Raw genomic sequence first — 25956 nt, forward strand, 5'->3', positions numbered from 1 at the left:
GCTAGTTTGTGGATTGTCTCATGCTGTCATTTGAACATCGCTATGCCACCTTACCGGAACCGCTCTGGGTCGCCAGCCAGGCAACGCCGGTTGCCCACCCGGAGCTGATCGCGTTTAACGCGACGCTCGCCCGCGAGCTGGGCGCACAAGACATGCCAGACGCCACCACGCTTGCCGAGTGGTTCAGCGGCAACCAATTGCCGCCCGGTGCTAAGCCCGGTGCCTTGGGCTATGCGGGCCACCAGTTTGGCAACTTTGTGCCGCAGCTGGGCGATGGGCGTGCGTTACTGCTGGGTGAAGTAATCGACGAGCATGGCAAGCGCCGAGATGTGCAACTCAAAGGCAGCGGTCGCACGCCGTTTTCCCGCGGCGGCGATGGCCGCTCGCCCTTGGGGCCGGTACTGCGGGAATATCTGGTCAGCGAGTTTATGGCCGCCGTGGGTATTCCCACCACCCGTGCGTTGGCGGCCGTCACTACCGGCGAGCGCGTAGTACGCCAACTGCCCGAGCCGGGCGCGGTATTTACCCGCGTGGCCAGCAGCCATATTCGCGTGGGGACGTTTCAGTTTATTGCCGCCCGCCAGGATGAAGAGGCGCTAAAGGCCCTGGCGGACCATGTGATTGAACGCCATTATCCCGACGCGGCTGAAGCTGAAGACCCTTACATGGCGCTGCTTGAGGCGGTTGTCGCACGCCAGGCGGCGTTGATTGCCCACTGGTTGAGCGTCGGCTTTATTCATGGGGTGATGAATACCGATAACTGCAGCCTGGCGGGGGAGACCATCGATTACGGCCCCTGTGCCTTTATGGAGCAATTCGATCCGCAGAAGGTGTACAGCTCCATCGATGAGGGTCGCCGCTATGCGTTTGCCAACCAGCCTGCCATTGCCCAGTGGAACTTGGCCCGCTTCGCCGAGACGCTGCTGCCGCTGATAAACGGCGAGGGCGATGCGCTGGTCGAAAAAGCCACCGATGCGATCCGCCATTTTGATACGTTATTTAACGCCGAACAGCGCTGCTTGCATGCCGATAAGCTCGGCTTGGAAGCAGAAAGTGACCAAGCCGAGGCGTTGATGGAAGGGCTGGAAAGCCAAATGCATCAGGGCCAGATGGACATGACCGCCACCTTTGATGCGTTGACACAATACGCCGCGTCGCCCGGTGACCAGCGCCATGACGACTTACTGGCGCTGACGCAGAACTCTGAAGGGCTCGGCGAATGGTTCGGCCAGTGGCAAGCAGTCCAGGTGGCAAGCCAAAACACCGACCGCCTGGCCGTCATGCAGCGCGCCAACCCGGTGGTGATTCCCCGCAACCATCGCGTTCAAGAGGCCATTGATGCCGCGGTCAAGGGTGATTTTACGCCGTTCCATACGCTACTCGCGGTAGTGACCAAGCCGTTTGATGACTCTGTTGAAGCGCGCCGATTGGCGGCGCCCGCCACCGAGAGCGAGCAGGTACTGCGGACGTTCTGCGGTACCTGATTGTGACCTGACTTGTGATAAACTGTGTTTTTTTACAGGTTAAGGCTAGCCAGTGCGCAAAATTATTCACTGCGACTGTGACTGTTTTTTTGCGGCGGTGGAGATGCGCGATAACCCGGCCCTGAGCGATATTCCCATCGCGATTGGCGGCAGCGTGGAGCAGCGCGGGGTGGTCGCTACCTGCAACTACCCCGCCCGCGAATACGGCATTCACTCGGCGATGCCCATGGCTCAGGCGCTAAAGCGCTGCCCGCATTTAACCGTCATTCGCGGCGATATGGCCAAGTATAAAGCCGTCGCGCGGCAAGTATTTGCCATCTATCGCGACGTCACCGAGCTTATCGAGCCGCTCTCCCTGGATGAGGCGTTTCTGGATGTCTCCGAGGTCACACAGCATCACGGCAGCGCGACACTCATGGCCGAGGCGATCCGCGAGCGGGTCAGCCGCGAGGTGGGCATTACCGTTTCAGCCGGCGTGGCACCCAACAAGTTTCTGGCCAAAATTGCCAGCGACTGGAATAAGCCTGATGGCCTGTGTGTGATTACGCCGGATGAGGTGGACAGCTTCGTTCAGCAGCTGTCAGTGAAAAAAATCCACGGCGTTGGCCCGCGCACGGCGGAAAAACTGGCCGGGCTGGATATCCATACCTGCGCTGATTTACGCGCCCGCACGCTCACGGAGCTGGTCGAGCACTTCGGGCGTTTCGGGCGGCGACTGCATGAGCTTAGCTGGGGGCGCGACGAGCGCCCGGTGAAAACCCACCGCGAGCGCAAATCGGTCAGCACCGAGCAAACCTACGCCCAGGATTTGCCCACTCTGGAGGCGTGCCGCCTCGAGTTACCGGCCCTGATCGAGGATTTAGAGCGCCGCTATGCACGGCTGGATCCGCCGCTCGCGGTGCGCGGACTGATCGTCAAAGTGAAGTTCAACGACTTTACCCAAACCACCGTGGAACACGCCGACCCAGCGCCTGATCTGGCACAGTTCGAAACGCTGCTGAACGTGGGCTGGCACCGGGGCGAGCGGCCCGTGCGCCTGCTGGGCGTGGGTTATCGGCTGGCGGAAAACAGCCAGGAACGTCAGCTGTCGCTTTTTTAATTAGCACGTTAACGCTTGTCGCATTGACGTTGCGGGTAGAGTAAATTAAAACAGATGTATGATAGATAGTTTCTCACCACCGACTTATCGACTTCACCACGAGCCCTGCCATGTCTGCTGATACCTCGTCACGCCCTCGCTTAGTATTTGCCCATGCCAATGGCTTTCCTGGTTTGAGCTATCGCAGCCTGCTTGACCCGCTGGCCGAGTCATTTGATCTGCACCCGCTGGATCGCCTGGGTCACCATCCGGACTACCCGGTCAACCATAACTGGGGCAACCTGGTGGATGAGCTGCTGAGCTATCTCCCCGATAGCGACAAGCCGCTGCTCGGGGTCGGGCATTCGCTGGGCGGGACCTTAATGGCGATGGCGGCCGATAAGCAGCCCGAGCGCTTCTGTGGCGTGATCATGCTCGACCCGCCGTTGATGCTGGGTAGAGATGCCTGGGCGATGAAAGCCGCCAAACGCTTTGGCTTTGTCGACCGTGTGACGCCTGCGGGTAAAACCCTGGGTCGGCGCACGGTATGGCCAAGCCGCGAGGCCATGGCCAATTCGCTGCGCCGCCGCGGGCTGTTTCGGCGCTTTACCGCTGAGGCGCTCAACGACTACATTGAAGCAGGCACCCGTGTGTTGGCCGATGGTAGTGCCGAGCTGACGTTTGACCCGCTTATCGAGGTGGAAATTTTCCGCCATTTGCCAGACCATCTAACTAGGTTGCCGCGTCGGTTGAGCGTGCCGGTCGAGATCGTGGCGGGAGATAACTCGGACCTACTGACGGCATCACGTATCAAGCGCTTGCAGCGTTTCGGGGTGGCGGTCAGCCATGTTCCCGGCACGCACATGTTTCCCATGGAGCACCCTGAGGAAACCCGCGACGCTATTCTGGAAGTCTGGCATCGCCTGGCCAAGACGAGTCAGTCTTCCCACACAGCGTAAGGAGACGTTATGTATCTTTCCGTACAGCTTAGCTATTACCCACTGGCCGATGATTTCAAACCGGTGGTCAAAGAGGTGGTAAAACGCCTAGAAGCGACAGGCCTGGAAGTGCACCCTAACCGCATGAGTACTCAGGTATTTGGTGAGTTCGACGAGGTGATGGCAGCGCTGAGCGATGTCATGAAGTGGTCGTTTGAGACCCACGGAAAAGCGGTCTTTACGGTTAATTTTCTGGAGGGGGACCGGCGGCCTCGTTAACGCAAACAAAAAAACGCCGCCCGGTTGGGCGGCGTTTTGGTCTGATATAAAGCTAACGCTTAGCTTATACCAGCGAATCCAGGCAGGACTCGATAATATCCAGCCCTTCATTGAGCACGTCGTCTTGAATGGTGACGGGCATCAAGAAGCGGATGGTGTTGCCGTACATGCCGCAGGAAAGCAGGATCAGCCCTTCTTCACGTGCTTTTTTGCAAAGCGCCGCGGCTAGTTCAGGGTTGGGCGTACGGTCGGTTTTGTCGGATACCAGCTCAAAGGCTGCCATGGCGCCCATGTTGCGACCGTTATCAACGCAGGCGAACTTGCTTTCCCAACTGCTGAAGCGCTGTGCCAGCTTTTCACCCAGCGCCTGGCTCTTCTCGAGAATATTTTCTTCTTCGAACACTTCCATCACCGCAAGCGCGGCTGCACAGGCGGTTGGGCTGCCGGTGTAGGTGCCGCCCAACGAGTTGGGGCCAGAGGCGTCCATGACCTTGTCGGTACCCACGATCGCGGAGATTGGCATGCCGTCAGCCATGCTCTTGGCCATGGTCATGATGTCTGGCTCAACGCCGCTGTGCTCGATGGCAAACATCTTGCCAGTACGGCCAAAGCCTGACTGCACTTCGTCGATGATCATCAAGATGCCGTGCTCATCGCAGATTTCACGGATCTTGGTCAGGAAGCTGGTAGACGCTGGGTAGAAGCCGCCTTCACCGAGTACCGGCTCAAGCACGATAGCGGCGGTATCTTTGGGGTTGGCGTCGGTTTTTAGCGCCATTTTCAAGCCACGGATGGCTTCTTCTTCGCTTACGCCGTGGTAGGGCACGGGGTAAGGTGCGCGGAAAACGGTACCCGGCATCGGGCCAAAGTCGGTCTGGTAAGGCGCGACCTTGCCGTTCATCGCCATGGTGTAGAAGGTACGGCCGTGGTAGCCGCCGTCAAAGCAGACCACGTTGGAACGTCCTGTGGCGGCTCGAGCAACCTTAACGGCGTTTTCCAGCGCTTCGGCGCCCGAGTTGGCCAGCATTACCTTGGCGTGACCGCGCACCGGCACGATCTGGCTCAGCTTCTCGGCGACTTTTACATAGCCTTCATAGGGCATTACCGTCTGGCAGGTATGCATCACTTTGTCGAGCTGGGCTTTGACCGCTGCCACAACCTTGGGGTGGCGGTGGCCCACGTTCAATACGCCAATGCCACCGGCAAAATCGATAAAACGATTGCCGTCGGCGTCCCACACTTCAGAATTTTCCGCACGGGCGGCAAAGGCGGTGGCGGGGCTTGCAGCACCAGCGGCCACATACTTGTTTTTTAACTCGTTTAACTCGGCATTACTCATAACTCAACTCCTGGGTTGATGGGGATAGGCTTCAGCATAGTGCGCATTAGGCAGGATTACATGATTACATAGATGAAGCGACCACAACGCAATTGCGACCTGACTGCTTAGCTTGATACATGGCTTTATCGGCATGATCAAGTAGCCGGGTGGTAGAGGCCTCAACATAACCTGCCACGCCTGCGGAGAGCGTAACCGTCAAGGTTCGTTGGGTAAACGCTGTTTGGGCAACAGCACTACGCACGCGCTCCATAGCTTGGCGCGCATTGTCGGCATCCACTTCGGGCATGATGACCAGAAATTCTTCGCCGCCCAAGCGAATCTGGATGTCGGTCTCGCGCAGTGTCTCGTTAACCTTAGCTGTCACTTCTTGAAGAATATCGTCGCCCACGCTGTGGCCATAGGTATCGTTGATCGCCTTGAAATTATCCAAATCAAACATCGCAATGCTGAGAGGGCTGCGGTAGCGCGAGCTTCGGCTTAGCTCCTGCTCCAGGCGCTGCAAGCCAGCCCGACGGTTCAACAGGCCAGTCAGCTCGTCGTGGTGGGCGAGGTAGTGCAATCGCTCGTTTGCCTGCTGAAGGCGTTGTTCGAGCTGTTTGCGCTGGGTGATATCGACAATAAAGGTGACTTTCCGCGGTTGCCCGTCAGCACCTTCAATACGTGCGGCCTCGGTAATAATGGTGCGAACTTCGCCGTTTTTACAGTGCACTTCCAGTTCCTGGCGAAGTTCATGGCTCTCTTCGCCCGCGAGAAATGCATCGTGTAAAGCATGCATTTTGCCGCGATGCGCTTCTGGAAACACAATCGTGAAAGGCTGGCCCAACAACTCCTCTTCGGCGTAACCGTAAAAGTTGCAGTAGGCTGGATTAACCATCTCAAAATTGCCATTTGGATCGACAATGCAGATACCCAGCGGCGCCGCCTTGATGACGTTTTCCGTATTGCGCTTTGTTTGGTCCAGAAGCTGATGAATGTCTGGCGAGGCGGAGCTATTCATTAGGTACCTTCAAGCGGGCTTGCTGTGATTCTTCACGTAGCGCCATCAGGCGATGCGTTAAGGCTTTATCGTCAGCCAAGGCATTAACAGCCGGTCGTGCGTAGTAGAACCCTTGCTGGCAGGGAATGCCTTCGCGTGCCAGCCATAAGGCTTCCGCATGCGTTTCCACGCCTTCGGCAATCAGTTTGATCGCCAGTTCATCGGCCAGTTGAATGATCGAGCGAAGCAACGACTGGCGGCGAATATCCTGATCACAGTTCATCACCAGTTCGCGGTCTATCTTGATTTTATCAGGGATGAGGTCCGTCAGCAGATCCAGATTGGCGTAACCATTACCGAAATCATCCAGAGCTGTTCTGAAACCCATCGAGCGATAGGCATCGATGATATTGCATAGATGCTGTCGGTCGCGCACGCGCTCGGTTTCTGTAATCTCGAAGATCAGTCGGTCGGTTGGCCAGCCGACACGCTGTGAGACATCCAGTGTTGCCTGGATACATGCTCGAGGTTCGTATACCGCGTTGGGCAAAAAGTTGATCGACAGCGCTGTTGGCATATCGAGCGCACTTGCCATTTCAATGGCTTTTACCCGGCACGCCTGGTCAAAGTGATAGAGCAAGTTGTCGGTCACCTGTGAAATCACGCTCCAGGCGGATTCACCTTGCGGTCCGCGGACTAGGGCCTCATAGGCGTCAATCTTGGCAAGCGACACATCCACAATGGGCTGGAAGGCCATTGTGAAATCGAAGGGCAGCTCGCCTTCACAGCGTTTGCAGGTTCCGTTTACGCGCGCGCACTGACTCATCGTATCTCCAGATATCTTGCGCTCGCCACTACCGGTACAAGCGCTGCTTTGCTGACTTAATCGCCACAATAGCAGGTTAATCTTATCAATAGATTGGTTTCTTGTCAGTCTTTTGTATATGTATTGTACAATATTTGAATGATGACTGATATAAAGACAAAAAAACGCCCGGACGGGCGCTTGGGGACGTTGAATAGGTCGCGATTCGTTACTGCGCCATTGAATAGGTATTCAGAAGAAGCTGATCTGGTTCAAATGATGCCCGCATCGCGCAGTGCCTGACGCTGCTCAGAGGTAATGCCAATATCGGTTAGCACGTCGTCGGTGTGCTCGCCGAGATAGGGTGGCGCCGTGCTGGCGCTGATGGATTCGCCATTCATGCGAATTGGGTTGGCGACCAGATCGACCTGTCCCGCCTGGGCGTGTGGCAGTGTTTGCTTTAACCCGCGCGCCTTGACGTGGGCATCATCGAATACCCGGTCCAGGGTATTGATCGGGCCGCTGGGCACGCCCACGGCTTCAAATGCTGCCAGCCAGTCGTCGGTGGAGCGTTGTGCAAGCGCTGCTTCGAGTACGGGCACCAGTTGGTCGCGGTGCTGAACGCGCATGCCGTTGGTGGCAAAGCGTGGGTCGTCAGCCAAGTTGGGCAGTGAAAGCACCGAGCAAAAGCGCTTGAACTGCTCGTCATTACCAACGGCGACAATCATATGGCCGTCCTGGGTGGCAAACGCCTGGTAGGGCACGATATTGGGGTGGGCGTTACCCAACCGCTGGGGAACGTTGCCGGAGGTTAAGTAGTTCAATGCCTGGTTGGCGAGCACGCCTACCTGAACGTCCATCAGCGCCATATCGATATGGCAGCCGACACCCGTATCGCGGCGCTGGTATAGCGCGGCAAGCACCGCGTTGGCGGCGTAAAGCCCGGTGAAAATATCGGTAAACGCGACGCCGCTTTTTACCGGGCCGCCTCCGGGTTCCTCATCAGGCTTGCCGGTCAGGCTCATGATGCCGCCCATGGCCTGAATCATGAAGTCGTATCCGGCGCGGTGAGCGTAGGGGCTTTCCTGGCCGAAGCCGGTAATCGAGCAATAGACAATGGCCGGGTTGAGCGCCTTGAGGCTTTCGTAATCCAAACCGTACTTCTTGAGGCCGCCGACTTTGAAGTTCTCGATCACCACATCGCTGTCAGCCGCCATCTGCTTGATGAGTGCCTGGCCCTCGGGCTTCGCCATGTCTACCGTGACCGAGCGCTTGCCGCGGTTGGCACACAGGTAGTAGGCCGATTCGGCACTGCCCGCTAGCCAAGGCGGGCCCCAGTGGCGGGTGTCATCGCCGCAGCCGGGGCGCTCCACCTTGATCACGTCGGCCCCCATGTCGGCCAGCATTTGCCCACACCATGGGCCGGCCAGCACTCGGGAGATATCGAGTACTTTGATCCCGGCCAAGGGTTTGGTTAGCTCGCCCATAGAGGCTCCTTTGATAGGTAATGAATCATCAAGATGATTAAAAGAACGCCTGAATACCGGTCTGGGAGCGGCCTAGAATCAAGGCGTGCACGTCATGGGTGCCTTCGTAGGTGTTGACCGACTCCAGGTTCACCATGTGACGGATGACGCCGTACTCGTCGGAGACCCCGTTACCGCCGTGCATATCTCGGGACTGGCGGGCGATATCCAGCGCCTTGCCGCAATTGTTGCGCTTGATCAGCGAGACCATTTCCGGTGCCCAGTTGCCGCTATCCATCAGGCGGCCCACCTGCAGCGCTGACTGCAGGCCAAGCGTGATTTCCGTCTGCATGTCGGCAAGTTTTTTCTGGATCAGCTGGTTGGCGGCCAGCGGGCGACCAAACTGCTTGCGGTCCAGGGTGTACTGGCGGGCGGCATGCCAGCAGAACTCAGACGTGCCCATCACGCCCCAGGCAATGCCGTAGCGGGCCTTGTTCAGGCAGCCGAAGGGGCCTTTAAGGCCGCTGACGTTGGGCAGCAGGTTTTCTTCGGGAACGAAGGCATTTTCAAGCACGATCTCGCCGGTAATCGACGCACGCAGCGAGACTTTGCCTTCGATCTTCGGCGTGGTGAAACCTTCCACGCCACGCTCGACGATAAAGCCCTTGATCTGGTTGTCATGGGCGGCTGACTTGGCCCAGACCACCGCGATATCGGCAATCGGGCTGTTGGTGATCCACATCTTGGCGCCGGTCAGGCGGTAGCCACCGTCAACTTTTTCCGCGCGGGTAATCATTGAGCCGGGGTCAGAGCCGTGGTCCGGCTCGGTCAGGCCAAAGCAGCCGACCATCTCGCCGCTGGCAAGCTTGGGCAGGTATTTGTGCTTTTGCGCTTCAGAACCGTAAGCCTCGATGGGGTACATCACGAGTGACGACTGCACGCTCATGGCGGAGCGATAGCCGGAGTCCACGCGCTCGACTTCACGGGCAATCAGGCCATAGGCCACGTGGTTGACCCCCGCGCCGCCGTAGTCGGGTGAAACAGTTGCGCCCAGCAGGCCAAGCTCGCCCATCTCAGACATGATCTCGCGGTCGAAACGCTCTTCACGGAAGGCGCTGAGCACTCGGGGCTGAAGGTTTTCCTGGCAATAGTCGTGGGCGGCGTCGCGGATTTGGCGCTCTTCGTCGCTCAACTGATGCTCAAGCAGCAGCGGGTCGTCCCAGTTGAAGTGTGTCATGTGAACTCCTTGGTGCAGTCCCGCAGACGCCCGCAAGCGACCACGGCAATAACGTGGCAGTCGGTGTGATATTAAAACCAATGTATCGCCGTTTCTTTAAAATATCTACATTTTTTTAAAACGCAGAATTTATTCGATGCCGCGTGCCTTGAGCACACGGGTAATGATGGGGACCGGCGTCATCAAATGGTCGCGCATCAGAATAGACGCTCGATCTGCATCGCGGGCTAGGATAACGTCGACCAGTGCTGCATGTTCCTGGCGCTTTTGTTCCAGAGCCGTGGGTGACATGACGGTTTCCTTTAGCCAGAGATGACGGTAGCGCTCCACCTGGTTAAACAGGGTGTCGCGCATTTGCAGCAAATGCGGCGAGTTGCAGCCGCTGGCGATGGCGGTATGGAAGGCTTTGTGGCGCAGATCCCAGCCGTCGAGCAGTTCATCCGGCGAGCTGATGGCGGTGACTTTGGCCAGTCGGTGCGCTGCTGCGAGCACGGCGGCTTCCCAGTCATCGTCGCCACGCTCGATGGCCAGGCGCAGAATGAGCCCTTCTAGCTGGGCGCGGGCATCGTAGATATCGTTGAGCTCGGCAAGCGACATGGGGGCAACGCGGTAGCCCCGCTGGCTGATGGCTACCACAAGATGGTCGGCGACCAGCTGCGATAGCGCTTCGCGTAGTGGGCCGGTGCTGACCCCGTAGTCGTCTTTGAGGCGGCTCATCAGCAGCTTCTGTTCCGGCGCGAAGCGGCCTCGGATAATATCGTGCTTGAGCATTCGGTAGGCGCGAATGGCGAGGTTCTGACGCGGCGCGTCTGGCTCCATGGCGTGGTGGCTCCCTGGTGAAGGCTGAAGAGTATCGGCACCAGCAGAATAACGGCTATTATCAGAAAATGTTATCAATTTGGCCTGGAGGAAGAGATTGATGTGGGATTTTATTATTATCGGTGGCGGGATCCTGGGCATGTCCACGGCGATGCAGCTCCAGCAGACCTACCCCGATAAACGGCTACTGGTGCTTGAGAAAGAAAGTGGCCCCGCACAACACCAGACAGGCCATAACAGCGGCGTGATTCATGCCGGTGTGTATTACACGCCGGGCAGCTTGAAAGCTAAATTTTGCTTTGAGGGTAACCGCGCTACCCGCGAATTCTGTGACCAGCATGACATTGCCTACGACATCTGCGGCAAGTTACTGGTCGCGACAAACGCCGTTGAGAAGCAGCGCATGGAAGCGCTTTGGGAGCGCACGGCGGCCAATGGTCTGCAGCGAGAATGGCTGGAAGCCGATGCCCTGCGCGAGCGTGAGCCCAACATTACCGGCGTAGCGGGTATTCATGTGCCTTCCAGCGGGATTGTCGATTACGCCGAGGTGACCCGGGCCATGGCCGCTGATTTTCAGCGCCTGGGTGGCGAAATCCGCTATAACGCGGAAGTGACGGGGTTGGAGGAGCGTCGCCAGGAGGTGGTGGTGAGCACGGCCCAGGAGTCGTACACCAGCCGCTATCTGGTGTCGTGTTCGGGGCTGATGGCCGACAAGGTGATCAGCATGCTGGGGCAGAAGCCCGACTTCACGATCTGCCCGTTTCGCGGTGAGTATTACCAACTGCCCGAGCAGCATAACCACATTGTGAACCACCTGATTTATCCCATTCCCGACCCGGCGATGCCGTTTCTGGGCGTGCACCTGACCCGCATGATCGACGGCAGCGTGACCGTGGGACCCAACGCGGTGCTGGCTTTAAAGCGTGAAGGTTACCGTAAGCGCGATGTGTCGCTTGCGGATATGGGCCAGATGTTGACGCATCCCGGTATTCTAAAGGTGCTGGGCAAGCATTTTCGGCCGGGCCTTACGGAAATGAAAAACTCGTTTTACAAGCGCGGCTACCTGGCGCTGGTACGCAAGTACTGCCCCAGCCTGACGGCCGATGATCTGCTGCCATACCCGGCTGGGGTGCGCGCCCAGGCGGTCTCCAAAGACGGCAAGCTGGTGGATGACTTTCTGTTCGTCAACACCCGGCGCACGCTCAACGTGGGCAATGCGCCGTCACCAGCGGCGACCTCGGCATTGCCCATTGGGGCGCATATCGTCAAGCAGGTAGCGGCACTGCTGATTGATTGACCCTTAAGCTTAACCCAACAGCAGGCGCAGCAGGATCGCGGCGATCATCGCAAGGGTAAGGTATTTGATCCACATCGCCCCGCGGGGGCTCATGTTAACCTTTACCGCCAGCCAGGCGCCGGTCATGCTGCCCACCGCCAGCAGTAGTCCGTAGCTCCAGCGCACCTGGTCAAACCACATGAACATCGCCAGGGCAGGCAGGCTATAGACGAGAATAATCAGCACCTTGAAAACATTGACCTGAGCCAGGTCGATTTTCAGCATGCGGTACAGCACGATGATAAACAGCACGCCCACGCCGACCTGAATAAAACCGCCGTAAATGCCGATCACGAACATAGCCAGATAAATCAGCGGGGTCAGGCGATCCTTGGTGAGCGGGCGGGTATCCAGCTTGGGTTGCGGTAGCAGCATCACCAGCGCCGAGGCAGCCATGACGGCAATCAAGATTGCCTCGAACAGCGCATCGCTAACCTGCAGGGCGAGCCATGCCCCCAACAGCGAGCCGACAACGGCGGGCACGGAAAGACGCAAGCTCAGGCCGACATGCGAGGCGCCTGCGCGTCTGAAATTGCTGATCGCGGACACGCTCTGCAGCACGATGGCGACGCGGTTTGTGCCGTTGGCCACCTGGGTGGGCAAACCAAGAAACATCAATAGCGGCAGTGCCAGCATCGAACCGCCCGCCGAGAGCACGTTGATGAATCCGGCGATAACACCGATGCCTACCAGCGCGGCGGCTTCCCAGAGCATCATGCGAGACTCCTGCTAACGGCGTAGTGTCGATCAAGCATGGTGGTCTCCTTTCCAGAAACGTCAATAAGCCTTTAATCATATAATCCTCGCCAGCTAAAAGCACGAAGACGACTTTTCGTTTTGGTGAAGCGTTGAAGTAAGGTGTGCCTTAACACCGAGTTGTTGGCATCAAACGGCGATTACATGCTAATTTCATTGGGACTACTTCCATTGGATCGGAAGTTGGATGTATTACCTCCCTATCGTCAACCATACCTATAAGTCCAAACAGGACGGAGGAAACGCTTATGCGAACTCTATCTAAAGCTGCTGCCGCCTCACTCTTGGCCGTTGCGCTGCCTGCCAGCGCCCAGCAATTGTCTATTGCCACGGGCGGTACCGGTGGCGTTTATTACCCCATTGGCGGCGGTTTCGCCGAGATGATCAACGAGCATATTGAAGGCGCTCAGGCCACCGCCGAAGTGACCGGTGCGTCGGTTGAAAACATGGGCCTGATCATGCGCGGTGATGCCGATATGGCCCTGGCCCTGGCCGACACGGTCTATCAAGCCTATACCGGTACCGGTGACTTTGAAGGCCGCCAGATCGAAAATACCCGCGCGCTGGCGTCGGTCTACCCGAACGCCGTGCAGCTGGTCACCCTGGCTGACTCAGACATTGAGTCACTGGCGGATCTGGAAGGCAAGCGGGTCTCCGTGGGTGCACCGGGCAGCGGTACCGAGCTGAACGCGCGCGCCGTACTGGAAGCCAACGGCCTGAGCTATGAAGATTTCACGCCCCAGCGGCTGAACTTCAACGAAACCGCTGACGCCATTCGCGATGGCGATATCGATGCGGGTTTCTGGAGCGTTGGGCCGCCCACCAGTTCCATCATGAACCTGGCCACCACGCGTGACATCCGCCTTGTTGGTCTTTCCGATGAAGAGATGGCCAATGCTCGGGAAGCCGTGGAAGTCTTCGCGCCTTACCAACTGCAGGAAGGTCTCTACGAAGGCATGGACGAAACGGTTCAAACCATCGGCATTCCTAACGTACTGGTAGTCAACTCGGATATGGATGAAGAGCTGGCGTATCAGTTAACCCAGTTGCTGTTCGAAAATACGGACGAACTGATCGCGGTACACCCGGCGGCGAACGATACCACCATCGAGTTCACCATGGAGTCTACGCCGGTACCGCTGCATCCAGGCGCCATTCGCTACTTCGAAGAAGTTGACGCCGAGATTCCGGATCGTCTACGTCCCTGATCCGCGCGCAGGCGATCATCATGCAACACTTACGACGCCTGCCTTGGACACTGACCGTAAGGTTAGTCCCGGCCTTTGTGCTGGGGCTAACCGGCTCACCATTAGCCGGAGCGGAGTCTACCTCTGCTCCGGCTAATGCGTCTGAGTTCCTGGTCGTGACCAGCGAGCAGGGTGAGCAGCTCTTCCGAGCGCCGATGCCCGAAGGCGCGCGCTGGTGCCTGGAATGGCAGCACTCGGTTGAGAAGTTTACGGTCCTGGACTGTTACCGAAATCACGCCGGCGTGATGGAGCTGGAGCGCAGCCACCAACCCGACTTTGCCGCTGGCTTGGGGCATATTTATGGTCGTGGCGAGCAGGTTTCCGATGGTCAGGGGGGCTATTGGATCGAGCACATCGATGAGCCCGTTCCGGGTAATCAGTATGTATTGCGTGTCGGCGCGCCTGCCGTTGACCACCGTCTGGTGTGGCAGCGTGATGGTCAGACAAAACGTTTCAGCCTGAGCCGCCGGGCAGCCGGTGAACGGGTAACGCTAAGCCTGACCGACACGGCTGACGCCAGCGCTAAAAACTAATCAGCCAGATATCGTCTGACGAGGACTCCATGAGTGAATCAAAACAACCCTCGGTGGTAATGCCCGGCGGCAACGTGATTCAGCCCCGCGCTGTGTTGTGGTGCATTACCATCGTGGCGGTAGGGCTTTCACTGTTTCAGCTTTACTCAGCGGGCATCCAGCCGCTGGGTCTGTTTTATCAGCGCAGTATTCACCTGGCGCTGATCATGATGCTGGCCTTTTTAATGTTCCCGGCGTTTGGGGGCACGCGCCCCAGAGGCGTTGTGGGCTGGGCGCTTGATGCGGTGTTTTTTTGCGGTGCGGTGATCACCGGCGGCTATCTGGTGCTGTATCTCGACGAGATCATCAATCGGGCCGGTTTCTGGTCACAGACCGATATTACGGTGGCCTGCATTGCGACGGTGACCGTGCTGGAGGCGAGCCGCCGAGCCGTCGGCCTTAGCATGACCATGATTGGGCTGATCGCGATTCTTTACGCGATGGCGGGGCCGCGTGGTGATCTGGCCTGGCTGGGGGAGTGGCTGCCCGGTATTCTTGGGCATCGGGGCTATAGCTTTGATCGCATTGCCGGTCAGCTCTATCTTGGCCAGGAAGGCATCTTCGGGCTGCCGCTGGGCGTTGCCGCGACCTATATCTTTATTTTCGTGCTGTTTGGCGCTTTTCTGGAAAGTACCGGTGCCGGCAAGTTTTTTATCGACATGGCTTACGCGGCGACCGGTCGCCAACGGGGCGGTCCCGCCAAGGCGGCGGTATTGGCCTCCGCGGGGATGGGCTCCATTTCAGGCAGTGCAATCGCCAATGTGGTGACCACGGGCGCCTTTACCATTCCGCTGATGAAGCGCCTGGGTTACAAGCCCAAGCAGGCCGGTGGTATCGAAGCGGCTGCTTCCACAGGGGGGCAGATCATGCCGCCGCTGATGGGGGCAGGGGCGTTCTTAATCGCTGAATATACCAATACGCCGTACCTGGAAATCGTCAAGATCAGTATCTTGCCGGCGATCATGTACTTCGCGACGGTTTACCTGTTCGTGCATATCATCGCGCTCAAGCAAGGCATGCAGGGGATGGCGAGAAGCGAGCTCCCCCAGATGCGCCAGGTGATGAAGGATGGCTGGCACTTCCTACTGCCGCTGGGCGTTCTGGTATGGCTGCTGGCGATGAGCATGTCACCCAGTCGCGTCGGCTTTTATGCGGTCGTTACCATGGTGGCGGTAGCCGTGTTGCGTTATGTGCTGTGGTTCTTTTTTGTGGCCCCTCGTCAGGGTGAGACGGTGACGGCCCACAGCATCAAGGAGATGGCCGCGGCTGGTTTCAGGAAACTGGTGGAAGGCCTGGAACTGGGGGCGCGCAATGCCGTCGCCGTCTCCATGGCCTGTGCCGTTGCCGGGATCATCGTGGGGATTGTCGGGCTTACCGGCCTGGGGCTTAAGTTCTCGTCGATGATGATGGCGTTTTCAGGCGGGAACATTGTGCTCGCACTGATCATGGTATTGCTGGCTAGCCTGGTCCTGGGGATGGGGCTGCCGGTTACCGCCAGCTATATCGTGTTGATCGTGTTGGTCGGCCCGGCGCTGACCACAGAATTCGGCATTCCGCTGCTGGTCGCCCATCTGGTGGTGTTCTGGTACTCCCAGGACTCTAATGTGACACCGCCCATTGCCCTTGCTGGTTTCGCGGGGGCCGCCATTGCGGGCAGCAAACCCATGGAAACCAGCTTCCAGTCGTGGAAGTTCGCCAAGGGGTTGTACCTGATTCCGCTGTTCATGGTGTTCAACCCGGAGATCATCGTCGGCGGGCCGGTGCCGCTGGTGATCTGGAACGCAGTGATCGCCTTGCTGGCACTTTGCGCTTTTGCCGCTGCGCTGGAAGGTTACCTGTTCACTCGCATGGGGTGGCTGTCACGTGTGGCGATTGCTTGCGCTATCGTCGGCGTGTTCTACCCCAACCTGATGGCCGAAGTGGCCGGTGTGGTGGTCATGAGCGCGGCGATTATCGCCAACTGGTTGGCTAGTCGTCGGGAGTCTGCTGTCGCTGCCTAGCCTGTTAACGGGGTAGGTTGACGCCTTGATTCATGGCACAACCGCTGCATAAAAAAAGGCCTGGCATATCGCCAGGCCTTTTGCGTTGCGGCTTTCTTCCAAGTTAGAAAATCGATTCCGCCGTGCCGGAGCCTTGTGATCCGCTGGCTTCTTCCAGCTCACGGCTAATCTGGCTGTTTTGGTAGTCGGGAAGGTGATCCTGATGGAACAGCTCGGCGATACCGCCGGACTGCCCGTCGCGCAGGCGACGGCCACTATCAGGATCGATTCGCGCGCTGATAACCGTATCCGGGCGCTCGGGCAACGCGGAGGGTGTTCCTTCCAGGGCTTGCCCCATAAAGTCGACCCAGATAGGCAGCGCTGCCTGGGAGCCGTACTCAGAAATGGTCTCGTTGCTGTCCTTGCCCACCCAGACGGTGGTGACCAGGTTATCGTTAAAGCCTGCAAACCACGCATCACGCTGGCTGTTGGTGGTGCCGGTTTTGCCGACGATATCGTCGCGCTCAAGGCTCAACGCGGCGCGCCCGGTGCCGCTCTCAATCACGTCACGCATCATGTCGCGAAGAATGTACACCGCCGCAGGGTCGGCCACGCGCTTCGCAACAGGGTAGTCGTGGCCGTCTATCTCCACCGTCTCCTGGTCGTCATCGCACGCTTGGCAAGCCACTTGAGGGTTTGCTTCGTCGAGGGTTTCCTCTTCGTCGTCACCTTGGCGAGCGACCCGTTCGATAAACCAGGGCGAGACCTGGAAGCCACCGTTGGCAAGCACCGAATAAGCGTTGGTCATTTCCATGGGGGTCAGCGTCGCGCTGCCCAGTGCCAGCGAAAGGCCGTTAGGCAGACGGCCTTCGGCAAAGCCAAAGCCTTTCAAGTATTCAAGCGTGTAGTTGATGCCCATGCTTTGCAGAACGCGGATGGTCACCAGGTTACGCGAGCGGGCCAGAGCCGGGCGAAGCCGTGTGGGGCCCTGGAAGTCGCGGCTCGAATTCACCGGCCGCCACAGCTCGTTGCTACCGTCATCCATCACCACGGGGGCATCATTGACGACGCTTGCCGCGTTCATGTCGCCCTCTTCAAGGGCGGCGAGGTAGATAAACGGCTTAAAGATAGAACCGGCCTGGCGCTGCGCTTGAACCGCGCGATTAAACTTGCTGGCGTTGAAATCAAAGCCGCCCTGAAGCGCCCGAATCGCCCCAGTGCGAGGGTCCTGGGCCACCAGCGAGCCTTCTGCATCGGGGCGTTGTGACAAGCGCAGTTGGCCTTCCTCGTCTTCAACGACGCGTATAAGGTCACCGCGGACGGCGATCTCCGCCGCTGAGCTAGGCTCCGCACCGCGGCTACGCGGGCTAAGATAAGGCTGTGCCCAGTTCAAACCTTCCCACGGTATCTGGCGCAGTTCGCCATCAACCAACACGTCCATTTCCTGGCCGCTGCTCTCGACGACAATCGCTGGCTCCAACACGCCATAGCGAGGCGTGCGGTCCAGCACTTGAAGCCAGTTGCTGACATCACCGTCAATACCCTCGATTTCAGTTTGGCTTCGCTCGGCCGCCTGACGGGCGGTTTGGCGAATTTCCGGCGACTCGGCAAGCTCTTCTTCCAGGCCCCGGGTTTCGGTCTCTTCCTGGGCTTCAACCAGGCTCGCCGCAATGTCGCGTTCCTCTGGTCCGCGCCAGCCATGGCGCCGATCGTAGGCAATCAACCCGTTGGCCAGGGCGCGGCGGGCGGTGGGCTGCAACTCGCTGTCGATGGTCGTATAAATGCGATAGCCGCCGGTATAGGCGTCGTCCCCAAAGCGGTCGACGGCGTATTGGCGGGCCATTTCGGCCACGTAGGACGCATCCACTTCCGGCACGGTGGAATGCCGCTCTGCAGTCACCGGCGCCTGGACGGCCTCGCGATAGGTCTCTTCATCAATGTGGCCCAACTCGCGCATGCGGAACAGAATCCAGTTGCGGCGAATCAGCGAGCGTTCAGAGTTGGCCAGGGGATTAAATGCTGATGGGGCTTTGGGCAGGCCGGCTATCATGGCGGTTTCGGCCAGCGTCAATTCATCCAGGGGTCTGTCGTAATAGGTGTCGGCCGCGGCGGCAATCCCGTACGCCCGGTTACCCAAGAAGATTTTATTTACATAAAGTTCAAAAATTTCTTGTTTGTTTAACACCTGTTCCATCTGCAGGGCGAGCAGGATTTCGCGGATTTTACGCGTGAAGGTCTGATCCAGCGTCAGCAGATAATTGCGCGCCACCTGCATGGTAATGGTGGAGCCGCCAGACTGGATGGTCCCGCCGCTTTGCATCAGTTCCAGCGAGGCGCGCGCCAAACCGCGCGGGTCAACACCCTGGTGGTCGAAGAAACTGGCGTCTTCGGCGGCGGTCAGCGCGTTGATCATCTCATCGGGAATTGTCTCGAAATCAATTTCAATGCGCCGTTCTTCGCCAAACTCCCCGATCAGGCGTCCGTCGCGGGTCAGGATGCGCAAAGGGGTGTGCAATTCAAAGTTTTGCAGCTGACGAACGTCCGGGAGGCCCGGGGAGAAATAGATAGCGGCGCCGACCAGGGCAAGAACGACGGCACCGGTAAGCGATACCAGAATGCCCAACAGCGACACAATAAGGGTGCGGAGAAACGTCATGAATGGAAAGTACCCGTGGGATGAATAAAAAAAGAGACGGTATCTAAACGACCGTATCACGCAACTGGCTGCCATTATAGGAAGCCAAGGCGGCCGCCACCAGTGTTGATGTGCCATGATGCGGCGTGAGTGTGACTCGGCTTAAAATCATGTAACCTCAAACAACGCGATAGGCAAGCGACTCCGGACCCATAATGCGCTTACTCAAACCTCGTAACGGGTTGATCGGCGTCGATATTACCTCGGCGACTGTCAAGCTGCTTGAACTCGAAAACGCTCATAAGAACTTCCAGGTGCAAAGCTACGCGGTGCGTCCGCTCCGTGAAGGGGCCGTAGTGGAACGGCGCATCCGAGATATCGACGATGTCGCCCAAGTTCTCAGTCGCGCGGTAGAACATGCCCGCCCGTCAACACGTAAAGCGGCGGTGGCCGTACCGGCGAGCGCCGCGATCACCAAAACGCTCAGCTTTCCGCGATCACTCAGCGAAGACGATATTGAAGCACGCATCGTCGCCGAATCCGACCGGCATATTCCGTTTCCGTTCAATGAAGTGGCGTTTGATTTTGAGTGCCTGGGCCCATCGCCGTTTGATGATGATCGCCAGCAGGTGGTGTTGGTGGCCTGCCGCCAGCAGGATGTAAGCCAGTTAACCGAGACCCTCGAGCGTGCCGGGCTTGAGCCCGCCGCCGTCGAGGTTGAAACCTTTGCCATGGAGCGATCGTTTGAGGTGTTGCGTCGCCAGCTTCATGTTCAGGACGACCCCGACGCCTGCGTCGGCCTGGTGGATATCGGGGCCAATATGAACGCGTTTCACGTCGTGCGCGGCGGGCACATCGTGTACAGCCGCGACACCGTCTTTGGTGGCCGTCAACTGACCGATGCCATCCGTGACCGTTACCAGTTGAGTATGGAAGAAGCCGGTTTTGCCAAAAAACGCGGCGGCCTTCCCGATGACTACCATGACAGCGTCCTTAACCCGTTTTTGGAAACGGTCGTGCAGCAGGTGGGGCGTTCTCTGCAGCTTTACTACACCGCGGGACGTCAGCATGAAGTCAAGCATATTGTCCTGGCCGGCGGGTCGAGCGTGATTCCCGGCCTGGCTGAGCGTATCGCTGAAGATAGCGGCATGACGGTAACGATCGCCAACCCCTTCCAGGCCATGGCGGTCAATAAGCGCCTGGATGTCGAAGCGCTTACCAACGATGCCCCGGCGATGCTCACCGCAGGCGGTTTGGCCATGAGGGTTGGGCAATGAGCATCACCATCAACCTGTTACCCTGGCGAGAGGAACAGCGTGAGCGGCGCACGCGGCGTTTTTACTACTTTATGGTGCTGATGTTGTTGATAGGCGTCGCACTTGGCTGGGGCATTGCCAAGTTTTATTCAATGCAACTGGCTGCCCAGCAACAGCGCAATGCGTTTATTGAAGCTCAAGCCCGCGAGCTGACAAAGGATATTGGCAATCTGGAGCGCTATAAGGCGGACGCCCTGCGGCTCGGTGAGCAACTGGTGCTGTTTCAAACGCTGCAAACGCAGCGGGCGAGTACCGTCGAGCTGTTCAACGCGCTAGCCGGTAGCGTCGCCAGCGGTGTGGTCTACCAGCAGGTGTCGCGAAACGGTGCCCAGGTAAGCATCGAAGGGGTCGCGGCTAGCGAGCGACAGGTATCCGAGCAGTTACGCCGAGTGGCTGACAGTCAGGCGTTTGGCGTGCCATCGCTATCGGAAGTCGAGAGCGACGCCGAGGGTGGCGGCCGACAGTTCCGTTTCGACGTTGAGCAACCGTCACTGACGACGTCCAGCGAGGAGCAGCCATGATCTGGAAGCGGGCGCGTTGGGCGCAAGAATGGCAACAGTTGCGTGATGTCGACTGGCGAGACCTGGATGTGAAAGAAGCCGGCGGCTGGCCATTGCTGCTTAAAACACTGTGCGGGGGCCTGGCCTTGCTGGTGGCTGTGCTGATAATGGAATGGTTGATCATCGGCGATCGTCGCGCTGAGCTGGTCAGTGCGCAGCAACAAGAATCGCGCTTGCTTAGCGATTACCGTCGGCAGTCAGGTGAGGCGGTTCAACTGCCCAAGATGCGCGAGCAGCTTGCCACGCTTGAAGACCAGATGGCGCGTTTGCGAGCCATCTTGCCCACCGATGCGGAAATTCCATCGTTGCTCGATAGTATTAGCGATGCCGCGGTGGATAACCGGCTGACGATCGAAACCATTCGTTTGCGGCCCACCGTTACCCAACCGCATTATGTGGAGCAGCCGCTGGACATTCAGGTACGCGGCGACTTTCATCAGATTGCCCGTTTCGCCGCCGATATTGCCTCGCTATCCCGGCTGGTGACCCAGCATGACTTTACATTGGCGCCCGTCGATACCAGCGGGGGCAACCTGCGGCTTTCCTTGCTGGCGCGTACCTACCGAGACCGGGAGGAGGCCCAATGACGTCGTTGGTGCGCCGAGGGCTAGTTGCTGGATGGCTAGCGGGATTTTTCCTGTTGACGGGCTGTGCGGATCCAGCGCTTTCGCAACTGGAGGCAAGCCTTGACGATATTCGACAAACGTCCAGCAGTGAGCCGGTCATGGTGATTCCTTATGTGCCGCTTTACCCTGCACAACGCTATCAGCACAGTGAGGCACGCAGCCCCTTTTTGCCGCCGCAATCGATACAGGAGAGCGCGTACAGCGAGGTGGGAGGTGAAAATGGCCCGGACCCGGAACGACCTGCCGAACCGCTAGAGCGCTTTTCACTGCAAGAGTTGCAGTTGGTTGGCACGCTACGCATGGGGGGTCGGCAGATGGCCATGATTGCGACACCCGAGGGCCTGGTGGTTAACGTCAGAGAAGGTAACTATATGGGCACAAACGATGGCCGCATTGTCGCCATCTCGGCTCAGGAGATTGAGATTCGCGAACGCGTTTACACCCAGCAAAATGGCTGGCAGATACGTCCTGCTTCGCTCACCATCGACGATGAGCGCTAAACGATGACGGGCATGCGCATCACGCAGCGACCCAAAGCAAGTGGATGGAGGCCCATGGCAAACACCTTGGTAAGCCGTTTTCGGCAAGGCATGCTGGTGGCAGCGATGCTACTTCCCAGTTGGGCGGTAGCTTCGGTGCTCACCGACCTGGATGTGCGTGAGACGCAAGGCGGCGACGTGACGCTGGAGTTACGTTTCAGCGGTGATGTGCCTGAGCTCAACGGCTACCCGCTAACGGACCCACCGCGATTGACGCTGGACTTGGCGGATACTCAAAACGGCCTGGCCGAGCGTCGAATACGCGTTGACCAGGGCGGGATTGAGGGCATTACCGCGCTGGAGGGCAGTGGTCGCACGCGCCTCGTATTAGACCTGGAGAGGCCCCGCCAGTTTCGCTCGTCGGTGTCCGGTGATCGGCTGACAGTGACCCTCTCGGCCGCCGGTGCATCGAATGAGGCACCTGCCGAACGTCTTGAAACAGTGCAGGGGCCGCAGGTGCAGGATATTGATTTTCAGCGTGGCGAGGGAGGCGCAGGGCGCTTGTTGGTGACGTTTGATCGCGACAGCGTCAGGCCCGATGTGCGCGAGGGTGGACGTAACGAGGTGATTGTCGGGCTGGGTGAGGTCAATGTGCCCGACGCTCTCAATCAGGTCTATGACGTAACTGACTTTGCCACGCCGATCTCGCGCATTACACCGCGCCGCGGGCAACGCGGCAGCGAGCTGGTGCTGGCCACCGACGGTCCCTATGCCATGGTGTCATCGCAGTCGGGCGATCAGTTGACGGTCGAGGTTCAGCCTGTCAGCGACGCGCCGCAACAGGCGCGTGTGGATCAAGGCGAAGAGTATACCGGCGAGCGGTTGAGTCTTAACTTCCAGGACATCGAAGTGCGCGCCGTGCTTGCCACGCTCGCCGACTTTACCGGTTTGAACCTGGTGGCCAGCGACAGCGTCAGTGGGCGGGTAACGCTCAATCTTAACGATGTGCCCTGGGACCAGGCGCTGGATCTGATCCTCCAGAGCCAGGGGCTTTCCAGTCGTGAAAAGGGCAATGTGATTGTCGTGGCGCCAGCGAGTGAACTGGCGGAATTAGAGCGTCAGGAACTGGAAGCCCGCAATCAGCAGGAAACGCTAGCACCGCTGGTGACGGAGTTTATTGAAGTGAAGTACGCCCGTGCCGAAGATCTGTCGCAACTGCTGCGCGGCGGTGATGGTTTCGGCCTGCTCACCGAGCGGGGTCGGGTCAGCGTTGACCAGCGCACCAATACCCTGTTGATTCAGGATACCCCCGATCAGGTACGCGAGATTACGCGCACGCTCGATCGTTTGGATGTGGCCGTACGCCAGGTACAGATTGAAGCGCGTATCGTGATCGCCCGCGATACGGCTTCCCGCGAGCTGGGCATCAACTGGGGGGCGTCCAGCACCCGTGGGTTTCAGGAAAGTGACAACGGTCAGTTTACTGGCCGGGATATTAATCCCCAGGGCTTGAACCGCGCTCAGGGCGGGCTAGCGGTTGATTTTGGCGACACTTCCGACGCTGGTGCCGGGTTCAGCTTTGGCTATCTGGCAGGCGACGTGTTGCTCGACCTTGAGCTGCGCGCCCTGGAAAGCGAAGGCAAGAGCCAGACCATTTCACAGCCCAAGATCATTACCGCCAACCAGCGCACCGCCACCATCAGCCAGGGCGAGGAGCGTGCCTTCCAGAGTGTTGACGGTAACGATAACCCGGATACCGAGTTCAAGGAGGCTGAGTTATCGCTTGAGGTGACGCCGCAGATTACGCCGGATAACCGCATCATCATGGATTTGCTGATTCGCAACGACAGCTTCCGGGAATCCGAGTTTGGTGGTGAGCCGCCGATAGACACCAATGAAATCGAGACTCAGGTATTGGTCGATAATGGTCAAACCGTGGTGCTGGGCGGTATTTTAACCACCGAGGAGCTGCGTCAAATCGCCAAAACCCCGCTGCTCGGCGATATTCCTTTGCTGGGTCGACTGTTTCGCTATACCGAAGAGAGCAATGAAAAGGTAGAGTTGCTAGTCTTTATTACACCACGACTTCTTGACGATGGCTTAACGGTTCGCTGATGCAGGATTTACCCAACCTTTTTCTGATTGGCCCCATGGGGGCTGGTAAAAGCACGATTGGACGGCTGCTGGCAGCTGAACTGTCGCGCGACTTTTTTGATAGCGACCACGCCATTCAAGCGCGCTGCGGGGCAGACATCCCGTGGATTTTTGATGTGGAAGGCGAGCAGGGCTTTCGTCAGCGTGAAATTCACATGATCGACGAGCTGACCCAACGCCATCCCGTGGTCGTGGCGACCGGCGGTGGCGCGGTGCTGCGCGAGGAAAACCGTCGTGCGCTACGCGAGCGGGGCACGGTGGTGTACCTGTTGACCACTGTCGATCAACAGCTCAGGCGCACGGCAAAAGACCGCAACCGCCCGCTGCTGCAGTGTGCTGACCGCGAGAAGGTGCTGAATGATATGTTCGCCGCTCGTGATCCGCTGTATCGCGCCACGTCAGATATTACCGTGCGTACCGACCGGCGCAGCCCGCGTGCGGTGGTCAACGAGATTGTGCGCCGCGTCCGGCGCCTGGTCGATCCTCTTGAGTCTACAAATTCGTCAAACAGGGTATCCCCATGACCGCAGTTGACGGCGTACAGCGTACGCTTGAGGTAGCGCTCGGCGAGCGCAGCTATCCGATCCTTATTGGTACGGGACTTGTGGGCAGGCCCGACATGCTGACGCCGTATCTGGCCGGCCAGCAAGTAATGGTGGTCACCAATGAAACCATTGCCCCCCTGTATCTGGCCCGTCTCTGCGATAGCCTGCCGGATTATCTGGAGGTACGCACGGTAGTGCTGCCCGATGGCGAACAGTACAAGACCATCGAGCAGGTGGGGCGTATCTGGGATGCGCTGTTGGAAGCGGGGTTTAATCGTCGCTGCACCCTGGTTGCGTTGGGCGGCGGCGTCATTGGTGACATGGTCGGCTACGCGGCCGCCGCCTACCAGCGTGGCGTCGCGTTTATTCAGGTGCCGACTACGCTGCTGTCGCAGGTTGATTCTTCCGTGGGAGGCAAAACGGGGGTCAATCACCCGCTGGGTAAAAACATGATCGGCGCCTTCTGGCAGCCCAAAGCCGTGCTGGTCGATATCGACACACTGACCACGCTGCCCGCGCGGGAGCTGTCAGCGGGCCTTGCGGAGGTGATTAAATACGGTTTCATCCGTGATGACACTTTCCTGGCCTGGCTGGAAGCCAATATGGCGGCATTGCGTCGGGTTGAGCCTGAGGTGATTGCCGAAGCAATTGCCCGAAGCTGCCTGATAAAAGCGGATATTGTCGCTGAGGATGAAACCGAGCAGGGCGTTCGCGCGCTGCTCAACCTTGGCCACACCTTTGGCCACGCCATTGAAGCGCACCAGGGCTATGGCAACTGGCTGCACGGCGAAGCCGTAGGCGCGGGGATGGCGATGGCCGCGACGCTTTCTCAGGCGCTTGGCTGGATCTCGACAGCAGACCGAGAGCGCAGCTTGGCGCTGATCAAGAGCGCTGACTTGCCTGTCCATGCACCGGAAGGTATGTCGAGTGACGATTTCCTGGCCCGCATGCGGCTGGACAAGAAGAACATCGACACCCGCTTGCGCCTGGTGCTGCTTGAGGCGTTGGGCAGCGCCTGCGTCAGCGATGCGGTGCCTCCTGAGCAATTAAAAAGCCTGCTCGATCGCTATCCGCGGCATTAGCCGCTGACTGTCCCTGTATTGCCCCTCGCTGACACCCCGCTTCGACCCAGCGGGGTGTTTTAGTTTGTGTGAAATCAAGGTTGCTGTTTTAGCTAATCCGTATGCCTTATGCAGCATCGGCATGGCAAAAAAGCGCCTTGTTAGACTAAAGTCTAGTGATTGGGGCGTTTCGTTAGAATAGCGTTTTTCGGCGGTGCAAGTGTTTGAAGGATATCGATTTTTTAATTGATCAGTTGTGCAACTAC

The 25956-nt window shown here is 58.5% G+C and carries 23 protein-coding genes; 15 read left to right on the forward strand and 8 right to left on the reverse strand.

What is annotated here, in order from left to right; translation table 11 throughout:
- Nucleotides 1-20 precede the first annotated feature (20 nt).
- The 4 genes from HXW73_RS03445 to HXW73_RS03460 all read left to right on the forward strand — a co-directional run bounded on the left by HXW73_RS03445 (nucleotide 21) and on the right by HXW73_RS03460 (nucleotide 3779).
- Nucleotides 21-1484, forward strand: a complete 1464-nt coding sequence (locus HXW73_RS03445; RefSeq protein WP_186254909.1) for a protein adenylyltransferase SelO — start codon at nucleotides 21-23, stop codon at nucleotides 1482-1484.
- Between the two features lie 52 nt (nucleotides 1485-1536).
- Nucleotides 1537-2583 (forward strand): DNA polymerase IV, encoded by a 1047-nt coding sequence (dinB, locus tag HXW73_RS03450; protein WP_186254912.1) that lies wholly within the window; start codon nucleotides 1537-1539, stop codon nucleotides 2581-2583.
- 110 nt (nucleotides 2584-2693) lie between these two features.
- Entirely contained in the window at nucleotides 2694-3521 is an 828-nt protein-coding gene (locus tag HXW73_RS03455) for an alpha/beta fold hydrolase (RefSeq protein ID WP_186254913.1), read from the forward strand.
- Nucleotides 3522-3530: 9 nt separating this feature from the next.
- A complete protein-coding gene (locus tag HXW73_RS03460) occupies nucleotides 3531-3779 on the forward strand; it encodes a YkoF family thiamine/hydroxymethylpyrimidine-binding protein (RefSeq protein WP_186254914.1) in 249 nt (82 codons plus the stop codon).
- Between the two features lie 64 nt (nucleotides 3780-3843).
- Here the strand turns inward: HXW73_RS03460 and gabT are convergent, their stop codons facing one another.
- The 6 genes from gabT to csiR all read right to left on the reverse strand — a co-directional run bounded on the left by gabT (nucleotide 3844) and on the right by csiR (nucleotide 10424).
- Entirely contained in the window at nucleotides 3844-5118 is a 1275-nt protein-coding gene (gene gabT, locus HXW73_RS03465) for a 4-aminobutyrate--2-oxoglutarate transaminase (protein WP_186254915.1), read from the reverse strand.
- A 64-nt stretch (nucleotides 5119-5182) separates the two neighbouring features.
- Nucleotides 5183-6118, reverse strand: coding sequence for a GGDEF domain-containing protein (locus HXW73_RS03470; RefSeq protein WP_186254916.1), 936 nt, complete (start codon nucleotides 6116-6118; stop codon nucleotides 5183-5185).
- A complete protein-coding gene (locus HXW73_RS03475) occupies nucleotides 6111-6923 on the reverse strand; it encodes an EAL domain-containing protein (RefSeq protein ID WP_186254917.1) in 813 nt (270 codons plus the stop codon). Before HXW73_RS03475 ends, HXW73_RS03470 begins: the two co-directional genes overlap by 8 nt.
- Nucleotides 6924-7174: 251 nt before the next feature.
- A complete protein-coding gene (locus HXW73_RS03480; protein ID WP_186254918.1) occupies nucleotides 7175-8389 on the reverse strand; it encodes a CaiB/BaiF CoA transferase family protein in 1215 nt (404 codons plus the stop codon).
- Nucleotides 8390-8426: 37 nt separating this feature from the next.
- Entirely contained in the window at nucleotides 8427-9605 is a 1179-nt protein-coding gene (locus HXW73_RS03485; RefSeq protein ID WP_186254919.1) for an acyl-CoA dehydrogenase, read from the reverse strand.
- A 129-nt stretch (nucleotides 9606-9734) separates the two neighbouring features.
- The gene (gene csiR, locus HXW73_RS03490) at nucleotides 9735-10424 is read right to left on the reverse strand and encodes a DNA-binding transcriptional regulator CsiR (RefSeq protein ID WP_186254920.1); all 690 of its coding nucleotides are present in this window, start codon (nucleotides 10422-10424) and stop codon (nucleotides 9735-9737) included.
- A gap of 100 nt (nucleotides 10425-10524) precedes the next feature.
- Between csiR and lhgO the strand changes: the two genes are divergently transcribed.
- On the forward strand, nucleotides 10525-11721 hold the full coding sequence (gene lhgO / locus HXW73_RS03495; protein WP_186254921.1) for an L-2-hydroxyglutarate oxidase: 1197 nt from the start codon (nucleotides 10525-10527) through the stop codon (nucleotides 11719-11721).
- Between the two features lie 9 nt (nucleotides 11722-11730).
- Here the strand turns inward: lhgO and HXW73_RS03500 are convergent, their stop codons facing one another.
- Nucleotides 11731-12477: a sulfite exporter TauE/SafE family protein gene (locus tag HXW73_RS03500; RefSeq protein ID WP_186254922.1), complete on the reverse strand. Its 747-nt coding sequence runs from the start codon at nucleotides 12475-12477 to the stop codon at nucleotides 11731-11733.
- A 287-nt stretch (nucleotides 12478-12764) separates the two neighbouring features.
- Here HXW73_RS03500 and HXW73_RS03505 point away from each other — a divergent pair, with 287 nt between their 5' ends.
- The 3 genes from HXW73_RS03505 to HXW73_RS03515 are packed head-to-tail and all read left to right on the forward strand — an operon-like array spanning nucleotide 12765 to nucleotide 16335.
- The gene (locus tag HXW73_RS03505) at nucleotides 12765-13724 is read left to right on the forward strand and encodes a TAXI family TRAP transporter solute-binding subunit (protein ID WP_186254923.1); all 960 of its coding nucleotides are present in this window, start codon (nucleotides 12765-12767) and stop codon (nucleotides 13722-13724) included.
- Nucleotides 13725-13744: 20 nt separating this feature from the next.
- Entirely contained in the window at nucleotides 13745-14296 is a 552-nt protein-coding gene (locus HXW73_RS03510; protein WP_186254924.1) for a DUF1850 domain-containing protein, read from the forward strand.
- A 29-nt stretch (nucleotides 14297-14325) separates the two neighbouring features.
- Entirely contained in the window at nucleotides 14326-16335 is a 2010-nt protein-coding gene (locus HXW73_RS03515; protein WP_186254925.1) for a TRAP transporter permease, read from the forward strand.
- 103 nt (nucleotides 16336-16438) lie between these two features.
- On the opposite strand, the gene HXW73_RS03520 is transcribed toward HXW73_RS03515, so the two are convergent.
- Nucleotides 16439-18970, reverse strand: a complete 2532-nt coding sequence (locus HXW73_RS03520; protein WP_186254926.1) for a penicillin-binding protein 1A — start codon at nucleotides 18968-18970, stop codon at nucleotides 16439-16441.
- 194 nt (nucleotides 18971-19164) lie between these two features.
- Between HXW73_RS03520 and pilM the strand changes: the two genes are divergently transcribed.
- Genes pilM through aroB form a run of 7 tightly spaced genes read left to right on the forward strand, consistent with a single transcriptional unit; the run spans nucleotide 19165 to nucleotide 25711 of the window.
- Nucleotides 19165-20226, forward strand: coding sequence for a type IV pilus assembly protein PilM (pilM, locus tag HXW73_RS03525; RefSeq protein WP_186254927.1), 1062 nt, complete (start codon nucleotides 19165-19167; stop codon nucleotides 20224-20226).
- Nucleotides 20223-20786: a PilN domain-containing protein gene (locus HXW73_RS03530; RefSeq protein ID WP_186254928.1), complete on the forward strand. Its 564-nt coding sequence runs from the start codon at nucleotides 20223-20225 to the stop codon at nucleotides 20784-20786. Before pilM ends, HXW73_RS03530 begins: the two co-directional genes overlap by 4 nt.
- On the forward strand, nucleotides 20783-21412 hold the full coding sequence (locus HXW73_RS03535; protein ID WP_186254929.1) for a type 4a pilus biogenesis protein PilO: 630 nt from the start codon (nucleotides 20783-20785) through the stop codon (nucleotides 21410-21412). Before HXW73_RS03530 ends, HXW73_RS03535 begins: the two co-directional genes overlap by 4 nt.
- Nucleotides 21409-21951: a pilus assembly protein PilP gene (locus tag HXW73_RS03540; RefSeq protein WP_186254930.1), complete on the forward strand. Its 543-nt coding sequence runs from the start codon at nucleotides 21409-21411 to the stop codon at nucleotides 21949-21951. The genes HXW73_RS03535 and HXW73_RS03540 overlap by 4 nt, the downstream gene beginning before the upstream one ends.
- Nucleotides 21952-22005: 54 nt before the next feature.
- On the forward strand, nucleotides 22006-24045 hold the full coding sequence (gene pilQ / locus HXW73_RS03545) for a type IV pilus secretin family protein (RefSeq protein ID WP_240538698.1): 2040 nt from the start codon (nucleotides 22006-22008) through the stop codon (nucleotides 24043-24045).
- The gene (aroK, locus tag HXW73_RS03550) at nucleotides 24045-24608 is read left to right on the forward strand and encodes a shikimate kinase AroK (protein ID WP_186254931.1); all 564 of its coding nucleotides are present in this window, start codon (nucleotides 24045-24047) and stop codon (nucleotides 24606-24608) included. Before pilQ ends, aroK begins: the two co-directional genes overlap by 1 nt.
- Nucleotides 24605-25711 carry a 3-dehydroquinate synthase gene (aroB, locus tag HXW73_RS03555; RefSeq protein ID WP_186254932.1) on the forward strand — a complete coding sequence of 369 codons (1107 nt, stop codon included), beginning with the start codon at nucleotides 24605-24607 and terminating at the stop codon, nucleotides 25709-25711. Before aroK ends, aroB begins: the two co-directional genes overlap by 4 nt.
- Nucleotides 25712-25956: the final 245 nt, after the last annotated feature.

This window comes from Halomonas sp. SH5A2 (assembly GCF_014263395.1).
In the GTDB taxonomy this organism is placed as follows: Bacteria; Pseudomonadota; Gammaproteobacteria; order Pseudomonadales; family Halomonadaceae; genus Vreelandella.

Bases quoted from the DNA above. Each gene is read 5' to 3' on its own strand.
- HXW73_RS03445 (WP_186254909.1), top strand. From the start codon at position 21: ATGCTGTCATTTGAACATCGCTATGCCACCTTACCGGAACCGCTCTGG.
- HXW73_RS03455 (WP_186254913.1), top strand. From the start codon at position 2,694: ATGTCTGCTGATACCTCGTCACGCCCTCGCTTAGTATTTGCCCATGCC.
- HXW73_RS03460 (WP_186254914.1), top strand. From the start codon at position 3,531: ATGTATCTTTCCGTACAGCTTAGCTATTACCCACTGGCCGATGATTTC.
- gabT (WP_186254915.1), bottom strand. From the start codon at position 5,118: ATGAGTAATGCCGAGTTAAACGAGTTAAAAAACAAGTATGTGGCCGCT.
- HXW73_RS03470 (WP_186254916.1), bottom strand. From the start codon at position 6,118: ATGAATAGCTCCGCCTCGCCAGACATTCATCAGCTTCTGGACCAAACA.
- HXW73_RS03475 (WP_186254917.1), bottom strand. From the start codon at position 6,923: ATGAGTCAGTGCGCGCGCGTAAACGGAACCTGCAAACGCTGTGAAGGC.
- HXW73_RS03480 (WP_186254918.1), bottom strand. From the start codon at position 8,389: ATGGGCGAGCTAACCAAACCCTTGGCCGGGATCAAAGTACTCGATATC.
- HXW73_RS03485 (WP_186254919.1), bottom strand. From the start codon at position 9,605: ATGACACACTTCAACTGGGACGACCCGCTGCTGCTTGAGCATCAGTTG.
- csiR (WP_186254920.1), bottom strand. From the start codon at position 10,424: ATGGAGCCAGACGCGCCGCGTCAGAACCTCGCCATTCGCGCCTACCGA.
- lhgO (WP_186254921.1), top strand. From the start codon at position 10,525: ATGTGGGATTTTATTATTATCGGTGGCGGGATCCTGGGCATGTCCACG.
- HXW73_RS03500 (WP_186254922.1), bottom strand. From the start codon at position 12,477: ATGATGCTCTGGGAAGCCGCCGCGCTGGTAGGCATCGGTGTTATCGCC.
- HXW73_RS03505 (WP_186254923.1), top strand. From the start codon at position 12,765: ATGCGAACTCTATCTAAAGCTGCTGCCGCCTCACTCTTGGCCGTTGCG.
- HXW73_RS03510 (WP_186254924.1), top strand. From the start codon at position 13,745: ATGCAACACTTACGACGCCTGCCTTGGACACTGACCGTAAGGTTAGTC.
- HXW73_RS03515 (WP_186254925.1), top strand. From the start codon at position 14,326: ATGAGTGAATCAAAACAACCCTCGGTGGTAATGCCCGGCGGCAACGTG.
- HXW73_RS03520 (WP_186254926.1), bottom strand. From the start codon at position 18,970: ATGACGTTTCTCCGCACCCTTATTGTGTCGCTGTTGGGCATTCTGGTA.
- pilM (WP_186254927.1), top strand. From the start codon at position 19,165: ATGCGCTTACTCAAACCTCGTAACGGGTTGATCGGCGTCGATATTACC.
- HXW73_RS03530 (WP_186254928.1), top strand. From the start codon at position 20,223: ATGAGCATCACCATCAACCTGTTACCCTGGCGAGAGGAACAGCGTGAG.
- HXW73_RS03535 (WP_186254929.1), top strand. From the start codon at position 20,783: ATGATCTGGAAGCGGGCGCGTTGGGCGCAAGAATGGCAACAGTTGCGT.
- HXW73_RS03540 (WP_186254930.1), top strand. From the start codon at position 21,409: ATGACGTCGTTGGTGCGCCGAGGGCTAGTTGCTGGATGGCTAGCGGGA.
- pilQ (WP_240538698.1), top strand. From the start codon at position 22,006: ATGGCAAACACCTTGGTAAGCCGTTTTCGGCAAGGCATGCTGGTGGCA.
- aroK (WP_186254931.1), top strand. From the start codon at position 24,045: ATGCAGGATTTACCCAACCTTTTTCTGATTGGCCCCATGGGGGCTGGT.
- aroB (WP_186254932.1), top strand. From the start codon at position 24,605: ATGACCGCAGTTGACGGCGTACAGCGTACGCTTGAGGTAGCGCTCGGC.